This is a genomic window from Rhizobium altiplani (assembly GCF_001542405.1).
In the GTDB taxonomy this organism is placed as follows: domain Bacteria; phylum Pseudomonadota; class Alphaproteobacteria; order Rhizobiales; family Rhizobiaceae; genus Rhizobium; species Rhizobium altiplani.
Map to the genome: position 1 here is coordinate 96,675 of NZ_LNCD01000140.1, position 11,309 is coordinate 107,983.

Here is an 11,309-nt window from a genome sequence, read left to right on the forward strand (position 1 = left end):
TTGGAGGATGGCGGGGCAATGAAAGAGGAGGATGAAACATGCAGGTCAATCGCCGTTCATTTCTGATGGGTTCGGCAGGCGTCGCTGCCGGGCTGGCCTTTGGTGCCACAAGCTCAATTCCGGCCTTTGCGGAAGATGCCAAGCTGCGCGCCATGTGGTGGGGATCGAACGATCGCGCCAAACGCACGCTTGATGTCGCCAGGCTCTATGAAAGCGAGAACCCCGGCGTATCGATCGTTGGCGAATCGCTTGACGGCAACGGCTACTGGACAAAGCTCGCCACCCAGATGGCCGGCCGCGCCGTGCCCGACGTCTTCCAGCTCGAACCGAGCACGATCTCCGACTATTCGAAACGCGGCGCATGCCTGCCGCTCGACGAATTCGTGCCTTCGACGCTGAAGGTCGACTCGTTCGGCAAGGATATGTTGAAGCTGACGACGGTCGACGGCAAGCTCTACGGCATCGGCCTCGGCCTCAACTCCTTCGCGCTGTTCTTCGACCAGACGGCCTTTGAAAAGGCAGGCATTCCGGTACCGACGGCGGATTTGACCTGGGACGAGTACGCCAAGATCGCAGTCGAGCTGACGAAGGCCGGCGGCAAGAACAATTACTGGGGCGGCCCTTATGGCGCGCGCTACACCTACGTCTTCGATGCCTGGCTGCGCCAGCGCGGCAAGAGCCTCTATGCCGACGGCAAGCTCGGCTTCAATGCCGACGATGCAACGGCGTGGTACACGTTCTGGGAAGACCTGCGCAAGAAGGGCGGCACGGTCGCTGCCGATGTCCAGACGCTCGACCAGAACACCATCGACACGAACGCACTCGCGCTCGGCAAGTCGGCAATGGGCATGGCCTATTCCAATCAGCTCGTCGGCTACCAGTTGATTTCCAAGAACAAGCTCGCGATCACGCTCCTGCCGCGCGAAAAGAAGGGTGGTCCTTCCGGCCACTACTATCGCCCGGCGTTGATCTGGAGCGTCGGCGGAGCCACGAAGAACGGTGAGGCTGCCGCCAAGTTCATCGATTTCTTCGTCAATGACGTCAAGGCCGGCAAGATCCTTGGCGTGGAGCGCGGCGTGCCTATGTCGCCTACCGTGCGCGAAGCGATTCTTCCGCAACTCAATCCAGCCGAACAGGCTACCGTGCAGTATGTAAACCTGCTGAAGGATCAGGTGGGCGAGTACCCTGCTCCTGCGCCGCTCGGTTCGACGCAATTCGACCAGCGCGTCTTCCGCCCGATTGCCGATGAGCTTGCATTCGAGCGGACGACGCCTGCCGAAGCGGCCGCCCGTCTGCTGGAAGAAGGCAAGGAGACGATCAAAGGCTGATCGAAACCCACATCGCTCAAGCTTTGGATCGCGGCGGGCATTGGTCTGCCGCGATTTTCTTTATTCCCGGCCGCTCCTGAGGCTCTGATGGCAATTGTATGATTTTTGCTTGAGAAAACCTTTTCTCACTTGACGCTTCGGTTGGGAAAAGCTTTTCTCATCTGCAAATGGGGAGAAGCGCGGTGAACGTCGCGGGAGGAAAAAGAGGCCGGATTACCATCCACGACGTCGCGGCGGCGGCGGGGGTCAGTATTTCCACCGCCTCGAAGGCGCTGAACGAAACCGGTCGGATGAGCGTCGAAACCCGGGAGCGGGTAAAGCGCATTGCCGGCGAGGTCGGTTTCCGCCCGAATGCGCTCGCCCGGGGCCTCTTGAGCAAGCGCAGTTTCACTATCGGGCTGCTGACCAACGATACCTACGGCCGCTTCACGCTGCCGGTCATGGCCGGTATTTCCGAAGCGCTCGTCGATCACGGCGTTTCGGTTTTTCTCTGCGCCATCGAAGACGATCCGGCGCTCGGTCAGACCCATGTCGATGCCATGCTGGAAAAGCAGGTGGATGGCATTATCGCCACCGGCAAGCGATTGGACCGGCAGCTTCCGGTCGATCTGTCGAACCTGCATGTCCCCGTGGTCTACGCCTTCACCGAAGGGACGCCGACGAGCGTCACCTTCCGCTCCGACGACGCGCAGGGTGCGCGATTGGCGGTGGAGTGGCTGGTGAAGATGGGCCGTCGACGGATCGCGCATATCACGGGGCCGGAGGATTTCTTCTCGGTTCGTGAGCGCGCGGGTGCCTACCGCAATGTTATCGGCGGGGAGGGGGTCGTCATGTTCGGCCGGTGGGCGGAAGCCTGGGGCCACGAGGCCGTCGCGCAGATATGGAGCCGTCAGGACGAAAAGCCGGACGCGATCTTCTGCGGAAACGATCAGATCGCGCGTGGTGCTGTCGATGCGCTGCGCGAGCGCGGTATTCGGGTGCCGGAAGATGTTTCCGTAGTCGGATTCGACAATTGGGAGATTGTCGCCGGCCAGACGCGGCCACCGCTCACTTCCGTCGACATGGAGTTGAAGGAGCTGGGGCGCCAGGCCGGATTGACGATTCTGGCGCTGGCCGAGGGACGCCCAGTGGAGCCGGGCGTCAGGAAATTGCCGTGCCGCCTCGTGGTGCGGCAGTCATGCGGGGCCCAAAGCCCCAGGAGATGAGGAACCGGCGCGGAGGAGTGCGCCAATTTGGGAGGAGTGCCATGATTAAGCGTCTGTTGGCTGCGACAAGCGTTGCCACCCTATGCCTGGTGTCCGGAGCATCGGCCGCCGAGAAAGTCGAAATGTGGGTTCGTTCCGGTATCGGCGAATCCTTCAAAAAGGTTGTCGAAGCCTACAACTCCAGCCACGAGAACCAGGTCGTCGCGACCGAGGTGCCGTTCTCGGAGCTTGTCCAGAAATACGCCACCGCCATCGCTGGCGGCCAGGCGCCGGATGCGTTGTCGATGGACCTCATCTATAACCCGGCCTTTGCTGCTGCGGGACAGTTGGAAGACCTGACAGACTGGGCAAAGAAGCTGCCTTACTTCAATTCGCTGTCGCCGTCGCACGTCCGCCTCGGCACCTATCAGGACCGCGTCTACGGCCTGCCGCTGTCGGTCGAAACCTCGGTCTTCGCCTGGAACAAGGACCTCTACAAGAAGGCGGGACTTGATCCTGAAAAGGCGCCCGCGACCTGGGAGGAAATCACCGCTAACGCCGAGAAGATCCGCAGGGTCGGTGACGATACCTACGGTTTCTATTTCTCCGGCGGCGGCTGCGGCGGCTGCATGATCTTCACGTTCACGCCGCTCACCTGGGGTGCAGGTGCCGATATCCTGTCGGCCGACGGCAAGACGGCGACGCTCGACACCCCGCAGATGCGCAAGGCGGTCGATTATTATCGCGACATGGTGAAGAAGGACCTCGTCCCGGCAAGTGCGGCCAGCGACAACGGTGCCAACTTCCTGAGCTTCACCAACGGCAAGATTGGCCAGCAGAGCCTTGGCGCCTTCGCGATCGGCACGCTGGTGACCGAGCATCCCGACATCAACTTCGGCGTGACGCTCATCCCGGGCGTTGACGGCAATCCGTCCTCCTTTGCCGGCGGTGACAACTTCGTCATCACCAAGGGCACCAAGAAGATCGACGCCGTGAAGGAATTCCTCGAATATATCTATTCGATGGACGGCCAGAAGATCATGGCGAAGTACGGCAGCCTGCCGACCCGTGGTGATATCGCCGACAAGGTGCTCGAGGGCCTCGATCCGAGGTTGCAGGTCGGCCTGAAGGCCATCTCGGTCGCCAAGACACCCTACACGCTGCAGTTCAACGATCTGATCAACAGCGCCAATGGTCCCTGGGCGACCTTTACCAATGCGGCCATCTTCGGTGACGACGTCGACGGCGCCTTCAAGAATGCACAGTCGGAGATGCAGTCGATCATCGACAGCGGCCAATAATCTCCCAGAGGCCGTGGCCGGAGGGTGTGGCAGTCCTCCGGCCGATTTTACTAGGAATGATGCGGAGTGTTTCGATGACCGTGACGGGTCGAAAGCAGACAGCATGCGTGCGCAGACGTGCCCCACGACCGGAATGGACGGGCCTCCTCTATATCGCTCCGGCGATGCTTCTGGTGATCATGTTCTTCGTGCTGCCGGTCGGATTTACCGCCTGGATGAGCCTTCACAACTGGCCGCTGATGGGCGCCCAGCGGTGGATCGGCTTCAACAACTACTTCCGCATGTTCAATGACGGCCGCTTCGTCGCGGCGCTGAACTTCACCGCCTACTATACGGTCATCGTGACGATCCTTATCTTCGCGGTCGCCTTTCCGCTTGCTCTTTTCGTCGAGCGACAGCGGGCCTTCGTCAGCACCTATCGCACCGTCATCTTCCTGCCCGTCGTCGTCGGTCTGGCCTCTGCATCGCTGCTTTGGGTGTGGCTGGCCAATGTTGACAGCGGTTTCATCGGTCCTGCCTTGAAGGCGCTCGGACTTGTCGAGAAGAGCCCCAATCTGCTTGCCACCTTCGACAGCGCATTCCTGACGATCTGCGTCATGGTCGTGTGGAAGATAGCCGGCTTTACAATGATCATCCTGCTGACCGGGCTGCAGGCGATCCCGACCGATCTGACGGAGGCGGCCGTCGTCGATGGCGCCAATTGGTGGCAGCGCTTCCGCTTTCTGACGCTGCCGTTGATGCGCAGGACGATCGCGCTCGCGCTGATCATCTCCGTGACCGGCTCGATCCTCGCCTTCGATCAGTTCTACATCATGACCTCAGGCGGGCCGCAAAACCGAATGATCTCTGTCGTCTACTATATCTTCAACCAGTCCTTCGTGTCCTTCAATCTCGGGTACGGCGCGGCGCTGTCGATTGCGCTTCTGGCCATTCTCGTGGTCATCAGTGTCGTGCAGCTTTGGCTGCTGCGTGTCGGGGAGGAGCGCTGATGAGCCTCGTCACCGGTCGCAAGAAAAGCCGTGTAATCCGCGGGCAGGCCGCCTATCACGGCACCGGTATTGCCATTACCATCTTCTTTCTCGCTCCCTTTGTCATCACACTGCTGGCCTCACTCCGGCATGGCACGGAGGCGCGGCTGCCACCGCTGCCGCCATGGCCGACGAACGGTATCAGCTTCGATTCCTATCGCTCGCTCGACAGTTTCGGTGCCGGCATCTGGCAGCACACGCTCAATTCGCTCATCGTGTCGGTTGCGACCGTGGTGCTGACCGTGGTGATCAGCCTGCTCGCCGGTTACGGTTTCTCGCGCTATCGCTTTCCGATGAAGAATGTCTTCTTCATCCTGATCATCGCGACGCTGATGATCCCCTTCCAGTCGATCCTGACGCCACTCTTCATCATCCTCGCCAGGCTCGGGCTCAACAACTCGCTCTTCGGCCTGACGCTGGTCTACGTGACGCTGCAGCTGCCGTTCTCGGTGTTCATGATGCGCAACGCCTTTGACGCGGTGCCGAAGGAGATCGAGGAGGCCGCGCGTATCGACGGCGCCCATGACCTGAAGATGCTCGTGCTGGTTCTGCTGCCGCTTGTGCTGCCGGGCGTCGCGACCGTGGCGATCTTTGCCTTCCTCAATGCCTGGAACGAATTTCTGGCCGCGCTCGTGCTGCTCTCCAGCAACGAGAAATACACGCTGCCCGTCCTGATGATGGCGGTGCGCGCCGGCCGTCTCGGGGCGATCAACTGGGGCGCCGTGCAGGCAGGTGTCGCCGTCATGACGATCCCCTGCCTCATCGTTTTCCTGCTTCTGCAACGCTACTACATGCGCGGGCTGATGGCCGGCGCGGTGAAATGACTTCTGAAGAAAGATGGATCAAGCCATGAACAAGTTGAAAAGAGACCGCCAGTTTCGCCCGCTTCCCGTGCCGGATGTCGATGTGCACGGGCTGTTCGGGGAGCGCCAGGACGCGATCTGCGACAGCACCGCTGAAACGCTGCTCGACCGTTGCGTCACGGCGGGTATGCTGCAGGCGATCGACGTCACCAAGCCGAGCCCCGGCGTCGTAATCCCCATCGGTCCCTGGGGCGGCTCGACGCAGATGTTCTGGGATAGCGACCTCGGAAAATCGATCGAGACGGTGGCCTATTCGCTCTATCGCCGGGCCAATCCGGAGCTCGAAGCCCGGGTCGACGCCATCGTCGACATGTATGAGAAACTGCAGGACAAGGACGGCTATGTGAATGCCTGGTTCCAGCGGGTTCAGCCCGAGCGTCGCTGGACCAACCTGCGTGACCACCACGAACTCTATTGCGCCGGCCACTTGATGGAAGGCGCCGTCGCCTACTATCAGGCCACCGGCAAGCGCAAGCTGCTCGATATCATGTGCCGCTTTGCCGATTACATGATTACGGTCTTCGGTCATGGCCCGGGCAAGATTCCTGGCTATTGCGGCCACGAGGAAGTCGAGCTGGCACTGGTCAAGCTTGCCCGCGCGACCGGCGAGAAGAAGTATCTGGACCTTGCCAAGTTCTTCGTCGATGAGCGCGGAACCGAGCCGCACTTCTTCACCGACGAGGCGAACCGCGACGGCCGCAGTGCAGCGGACTTTCACCAGAAGACCTATGAGTACGGCCAAGCTCATCAGCCGGTTCGCGAACAGAAAAAGGTCGTCGGCCACGCCGTTCGTGCCATGTACCTCTATTCCGGCATGGCCGACATCGCGACGGAATATAACGACGACAGCCTGACCGGCGCCCTAGAAACCTTGTGGGACGATCTGACGACCAAGCAGATGTATGTCACCGGCGGCATCGGGCCGGCGGCCGCCAATGAGGGCTTCACCGACTATTATGACCTGCCGAACGAAAGCGCCTATGCCGAGACCTGCGCTTCCGTCGGTCTGGTGTTCTGGGCAAACCGCATGCTCGGCCGCGGCCCGAACCGGCGCTATGCGGATATCATGGAGCAGGCACTCTACAACGGCGCGATGGCCGGGCTCTCGCTCGACGGCAAGACGTTCTTCTACGAGAACCCGCTGGAAAGTGCCGGCAAGCATCATCGCTGGGTCTGGCACCATTGCCCCTGCTGCCCGCCGAACATTGCCCGCCTGCTCGCCTCTATCGGTTCCTACATGTATGGCGTCGCGGATGACGAGATCGCCGTCCACCTCTATGGCGAAGGACGCGCGCGGTTCAAGATCGCGGATGCCAATGTCGAGATGACGCAAAAGACCCGCTATCCCTGGCACGGGGCCGTCCACTTCGACATCAAGACGAGCAAGCAGGCACGCTTTGCGGTTTCGCTGCGCATCCCGGAATGGGCAAAGGGGACGACACTTGCCGTCAACGGTGAGACAATCGATCTCGGCTCGGTCGAACTCGATGGTTACGCCCGCATCGAACGCGAATGGCGCGATGGCGACAAGATCGACCTGAACATTCCGCTCGAAGCACGCGCTCTCTGGGCAAACCCGCTGGTACGCCAGGATGCCGGACGGACTGCCCTGATGCGTGGCCCGCTCGTCTATTGCGTCGAGGCGACGGATAACGGCGCAGGCCTGAACGGAATCAGGCTCGGCGAAAATATATCCGCGAAGACGGCTGAGATCGCCGAACTCGGTGGTGCGGTGGCTCTCGATATCGCTGTGACCAAGGATGAGTCGGATTGGGGTGCGACGCTCTATCGGACCAAGCCGCCGGCAGCTGGAACGGGTACGGCCCGCTTTGTGCCTTACCATCTGTGGGACAACCGCGCCCCCGGCGAAATGCTCGTCTGGATCCGCTCCGCCACCTAAGCCGGCTAGGGATGTCAGGTCGCCGGCTTAAACGCCGGCGACCATGGGCTGTGATCGGACTTCCGCTCGGATCATGCGCACCCAATTGCGGCCGATGGCAAGGCCGGTAGCATCTGATGCCGCGGCGTGCGCGGAGGCAAGCGCCGCGTAGCGTTCATGCCAGCCCGGCTCCATCTGTTCGATCGATTCCGCAAACTCGCCCTTCCAGCTATCGATGACAGATGCGCTGGCCTCGAAATGGAACTGAGTGCCGTAGGCCGCGCGCCCGATACGAAATGCCTGGTTCTGAGTAAGCTCGCTGACGGCAAGACGGGTGGCACCCTGCGGCAGCGTGAAGGTGTCGCTGTGCCACTGGAATGTCGTGAAATCCGCCTCGAGGTCGGAGAGCAACGGATCCGCGTGCCCATCCTCGGACTTGCTGACCGAGTGCCAGCCAAACTCCAGTCCGGCATTCAGCTGGTTCTCCGCACCGTAGGCGCGCGCCAGGATCTGCGCCCCAAGACAGATGCCGAGCACCGCCTTGTCGGCCTCGGCGAAGTCGCGCATGAGCTGTGCAAGTCCTGGCAGGTAGGGATAGTTCGCGTCGTCGATCGCATTCTGCTCGCCGCCGAGCACCACCAGGGCGTCATGATCGGCAATGCCTGCCGGTAGCTTGCCGTCGATCCAGGGGTAGAAGTGCTCGATCTCGGCCTTGGCTTCCGCCAGCGCCAGCCCCAGCGAGCCGAGCGGCGTGCTTTTCATGTTTTCGATGACGGCGACCCGCATCAGCATCTCCAGTACGATTTCTGGCTCCGAGAGGAACACCAAGCGCCCGGTGATTGCAATACGGATTGCGCCACGCCACGGCAGTTCTTAAATCGGAGTGACGAAAGGAAACCCCTGATATGAGCGACAGGAAAGCCCGCGTGACGATCCTCTACTGCACCCAATGCAACTGGCTGCTGCGCGCCGGCTGGATGGCGCAGGAACTTCTGCAGACCTTCACCGACAGTCTCGGCGAAGTGGCGCTCGTTCCCGGCACCGGCGGCAATTTCGAAATCCGGGTCGATGGCGACCTGATCTGGGAGCGCAAGCGCGATGGCGGCTTTCCCGGTCCGAAGGAGTTGAAGCAGCGCGTGCGCGACATCATCGAACCCGGCCGGGATCTCGGCCATGTCGATCGCACTTCGCTGGAAAGCTGAGCCTAGTCGTAAGGCGAATTGCAGGTCTTGTAGATACCCTCATAGGTCAGGAACCGATCAGTCTTCGGATTGTAGGTCCGGTACTGGTTACGGCACCAATCCACATGGAACTGTTGTCCCTGTGCCTTCGGCTGCACCGTGCGCACGGGCGGGGGATCGTAATAGAGCGGTCCGCGACCTCGCGCAGCCGGCCGATAGTAGGTCGGACCGGTGGCCGTCGGCGGCCGATAGTTCGGCTGCACATAGGACGGGCGGAACGATTGGACCGGCCCGAAAGTGAAGCAGCCGCGCGCGTCACACATCGTCGACCCAACACGGATGATGTCCGATGCGCCGGCGGCGGGCGGAGACACGCCGAGCGGCATCGCAAACGCCGTGTAGGGCAGCAGGGTGAAGAGCGCGATCAGGCAAAAATTACGAGAGCCGGCCATCAGACGATCCTTTCTACTGTGTATATAGGACGCCTTTGCAGCAATCGCTATCGCGGCCGCCTCAGATTGCAACCGCGCTGGCGAAGAGTGGCATGAACGACTTTTTTGCTGCCTGTCAGGAAAACTTCAAAAACCCTGTTGACAGCAAGGGGCCGCCCCCGTACATGGCTCTCCGTCGCCCAGATGGCGGAATTGGTAGACGCGCAGGTTTCAGGTACCTGTGCCGCGAGGCGTGGAGGTTCGAGTCCTCTTCTGGGCACCATTTCCCTAAGAAATGCAAAGTGAAGGCCGATATAAGGTCTTCCCATTTCTTCCCCCAAAGACATTAGCAGCGCAGGTAAAGACGTCCGATCAGGCTGCTGATTGCGGTTGCGATCAGGACTTGGGCGCGCTGTCGACAGCGAGCTGTCGTTCGGACAATGCTGGGCGTAAAATCCGGCTGCACGAGCTCCCGGACACTCATAATGCTCAGTAGGGGCGACCGCCTGGGCAGCCCAACGGGTCAGCGGACCGGCTGATAGTGTCCGCGCAGCGGCACCTGCGTGCCGACACTTTCCACGCCGTCACGATCGCAGACGTAGACGAGGGTTGGCAGCCCGCCGGTCCGGAAGATTTTGTCATATCCGCGGCGCAGCGGCCGCGTCTCCGTCCGGCAGCTATACTGTTCCTCGTCCTTTGGATCCCGCTGCGCCTTGACGCCCGGCAGGTTTGCATAGGGATAGATCGACTGGACCTGCGGCTCGCCGGCTCGCCGCCAATCCGCGGCAAAGCTCGCGCCGGGCGCCAAACTTGCGCCGGTTGCTGCCAAGGCTATCAACCACACTCTTGCGAACCGCATATCGCCGGATCCGTCGTATTACATCTTTATTGTCGATGTAGGCGCGGCGTCGGCTTCCATCAAGCGAGCGCTTCGCTCGGTTGGCCGTCATCTCGAAAACGTGACTTCGTCGAAGGGGCCGCGCAAGTGCGGCCCACGGCGGGGATACGCGTCTTGACGACGCAAGCGGAACGGAGTTTTGCACACTCTGCCGTAAGTTGATCGCGACGGGGAGGCGCCAGGAACCTGAAAGCTTCTGATGGCGTCTCTTGCAAATAGTTGCACGAATGAAGGCGCGGTGCTCTATCCGTGACTTTCGCTTTGATCTAAGCAGCCGGCCGACAGGCGGCGCGAGAAGGACGGAAACAGATGACGAGCTATGTATTGACGGTGACGTGCAAGTCGACGCGCGGGATCGTGGCGGCGATCGCGAACTACCTGGCCGATCAGGGCTGCAACATCGTCGATTCGTCGCAGTTCGACGATCTCGATACCGGCAAGTTCTTCACCCGTGTCAGCTTCATTTCAGAAGAAGGCGTCGGTCTTGCGGCACTCAAGGAAGGCTTCAAGCCGGTCGCAGAGAAATTCGACATGGAAGCCGAAATCCATGATGGCGCCAGCCGCATGAAGGTGCTTTTGATGGTGTCGCGCTTCGGCCACTGTTTGAACGACTTGCTCTACCGCTGGAAGATCGGTGCGCTTCCGATCGATATCGTCGGCGTGGTCTCCAATCACTTCGATTATCAGAAGGTCGTGGTGAACCACGATATTCCGTTCCACCACATCAAGGTGACGAAGGAAAACAAGCCGCAGGCCGAGGCTCAGCTCCTCGATCTCGTGGACCAGACCGGCACCGAACTGATTGTGCTCGCCCGCTACATGCAGGTCCTTTCCGATGCCATGTGCCGCAAGATGTCCGGCAAGATCATTAATATCCATCACTCCTTCCTGCCGAGCTTCAAGGGCGCCAACCCCTACAAGCAGGCCTATGAGCGCGGCGTGAAGCTCATTGGCGCCACGGCGCATTATGTGACGGCCGATCTCGATGAGGGGCCAATCATCGAGCAGGATACCGCCCGCATCACCCACGCTCAGAGCGCTGACGATTACGTCTCGATCGGCCGCGACGTGGAGAGCCAGGTGCTGGCTCGCGCCATCCATGCGCATATCCATCGCCGCGTCTTCCTGAACGGCAACCGCACGATCGTATTTCCCGCAAGTCCGGGCAGCTACGCATCGGAACGCATGGGCTGATCGCCGCGGCCGCTTTGCCGTC

The 11,309-nt window shown here is 61.0% G+C and carries 11 protein-coding genes and 1 tRNA gene; 9 read left to right on the plus strand and 3 right to left on the minus strand.

Annotated elements, in window-relative coordinates; translation table 11 throughout:
* Positions 1 to 38 precede the first annotated feature (38 nt).
* The 6 genes from AS026_RS35565 (at position 39) to AS026_RS35590 (ending at position 7,604) form a co-directional block, all read left to right on the plus strand.
* Positions 39 to 1,328, plus strand: a complete 1,290-nt coding sequence (locus tag AS026_RS35565) for an ABC transporter substrate-binding protein (protein WP_062375582.1) — start codon at positions 39 to 41, stop codon at positions 1,326 to 1,328.
* A gap of 182 nt (positions 1,329 to 1,510) precedes the next feature.
* Positions 1,511 to 2,533: a LacI family DNA-binding transcriptional regulator gene (locus tag AS026_RS35570; protein WP_082728674.1), complete on the plus strand. Its 1,023-nt coding sequence runs from the start codon at positions 1,511 to 1,513 to the stop codon at positions 2,531 to 2,533.
* A 41-nt stretch (positions 2,534 to 2,574) separates the two neighbouring features.
* Positions 2,575 to 3,813 (plus strand): ABC transporter substrate-binding protein, encoded by a 1,239-nt coding sequence (locus AS026_RS35575; RefSeq protein WP_018855344.1) that lies wholly within the window; start codon positions 2,575 to 2,577, stop codon positions 3,811 to 3,813.
* Positions 3,814 to 3,887: 74 nt separating this feature from the next.
* Positions 3,888 to 4,802: a carbohydrate ABC transporter permease gene (locus AS026_RS35580; RefSeq protein ID WP_018855343.1), complete on the plus strand. Its 915-nt coding sequence runs from the start codon at positions 3,888 to 3,890 to the stop codon at positions 4,800 to 4,802.
* The gene (locus AS026_RS35585) at positions 4,802 to 5,665 is read left to right on the plus strand and encodes a carbohydrate ABC transporter permease (protein ID WP_025659762.1); all 864 of its coding nucleotides are present in this window, start codon (positions 4,802 to 4,804) and stop codon (positions 5,663 to 5,665) included. The genes AS026_RS35580 and AS026_RS35585 overlap by 1 nt, the downstream gene beginning before the upstream one ends.
* 25 nt (positions 5,666 to 5,690) lie before the next feature.
* On the plus strand, positions 5,691 to 7,604 hold the full coding sequence (locus AS026_RS35590) for a glycoside hydrolase family 127 protein (RefSeq protein ID WP_062375825.1): 1,914 nt from the start codon (positions 5,691 to 5,693) through the stop codon (positions 7,602 to 7,604).
* 27 nt (positions 7,605 to 7,631) lie between these two features.
* Here the strand turns inward: AS026_RS35590 and AS026_RS35595 are convergent, their stop codons facing one another.
* A complete protein-coding gene (locus AS026_RS35595) occupies positions 7,632 to 8,369 on the minus strand; it encodes a type 1 glutamine amidotransferase (protein WP_062375584.1) in 738 nt (245 codons plus the stop codon).
* A 119-nt stretch (positions 8,370 to 8,488) separates the two neighbouring features.
* On the opposite strand from AS026_RS35595, the gene AS026_RS35600 reads away from it, so the two are divergent.
* Complete coding sequence (locus tag AS026_RS35600; RefSeq protein WP_062375585.1) at positions 8,489 to 8,785, plus strand: Rdx family protein; 297 nt, start codon at positions 8,489 to 8,491, stop codon at positions 8,783 to 8,785.
* 2 nt (positions 8,786 to 8,787) lie between these two features.
* On the opposite strand, the gene AS026_RS35605 is transcribed toward AS026_RS35600, so the two are convergent.
* Entirely contained in the window at positions 8,788 to 9,216 is a 429-nt protein-coding gene (locus AS026_RS35605) for a BA14K family protein (protein ID WP_100248237.1), read from the minus strand.
* A gap of 177 nt (positions 9,217 to 9,393) precedes the next feature.
* Between AS026_RS35605 and AS026_RS35610 the strand changes: the two genes are divergently transcribed.
* A tRNA-Leu gene (locus AS026_RS35610) sits at positions 9,394 to 9,478 on the plus strand.
* 240 nt (positions 9,479 to 9,718) lie between these two features.
* On the opposite strand, the gene AS026_RS35615 is transcribed toward AS026_RS35610, so the two are convergent.
* The gene (locus AS026_RS35615; protein ID WP_062375588.1) at positions 9,719 to 10,054 is read right to left on the minus strand and encodes a hypothetical protein; all 336 of its coding nucleotides are present in this window, start codon (positions 10,052 to 10,054) and stop codon (positions 9,719 to 9,721) included.
* Positions 10,055 to 10,402: 348 nt separating this feature from the next.
* Here AS026_RS35615 and purU point away from each other — a divergent pair, with 348 nt between their 5' ends.
* The gene (purU, locus tag AS026_RS35620) at positions 10,403 to 11,287 is read left to right on the plus strand and encodes a formyltetrahydrofolate deformylase (protein ID WP_018855336.1); all 885 of its coding nucleotides are present in this window, start codon (positions 10,403 to 10,405) and stop codon (positions 11,285 to 11,287) included.
* The last annotated feature ends 22 nt before the right edge of the window (positions 11,288 to 11,309 follow it).

Coding starts and splice junctions, on each gene's coding strand:
- AS026_RS35590 (WP_062375825.1), top strand. CDS start 5,691: ATGAACAAGTTGAAAAGAGACCGCCAGTTTCGCCCGCTTCCCGTGCCG.
- AS026_RS35585 (WP_025659762.1), top strand. CDS start 4,802: ATGAGCCTCGTCACCGGTCGCAAGAAAAGCCGTGTAATCCGCGGGCAG.
- purU (WP_018855336.1), top strand. CDS start 10,403: ATGACGAGCTATGTATTGACGGTGACGTGCAAGTCGACGCGCGGGATC.
- AS026_RS35600 (WP_062375585.1), top strand. CDS start 8,489: ATGAGCGACAGGAAAGCCCGCGTGACGATCCTCTACTGCACCCAATGC.
- AS026_RS35575 (WP_018855344.1), top strand. CDS start 2,575: ATGATTAAGCGTCTGTTGGCTGCGACAAGCGTTGCCACCCTATGCCTG.
- AS026_RS35580 (WP_018855343.1), top strand. CDS start 3,888: ATGACCGTGACGGGTCGAAAGCAGACAGCATGCGTGCGCAGACGTGCC.
- AS026_RS35615 (WP_062375588.1), bottom strand. CDS start 10,054: ATGCGGTTCGCAAGAGTGTGGTTGATAGCCTTGGCAGCAACCGGCGCA.
- AS026_RS35565 (WP_062375582.1), top strand. CDS start 39: ATGCAGGTCAATCGCCGTTCATTTCTGATGGGTTCGGCAGGCGTCGCT.
- AS026_RS35605 (WP_100248237.1), bottom strand. CDS start 9,216: ATGGCCGGCTCTCGTAATTTTTGCCTGATCGCGCTCTTCACCCTGCTG.
- AS026_RS35595 (WP_062375584.1), bottom strand. CDS start 8,369: ATGCGGGTCGCCGTCATCGAAAACATGAAAAGCACGCCGCTCGGCTCG.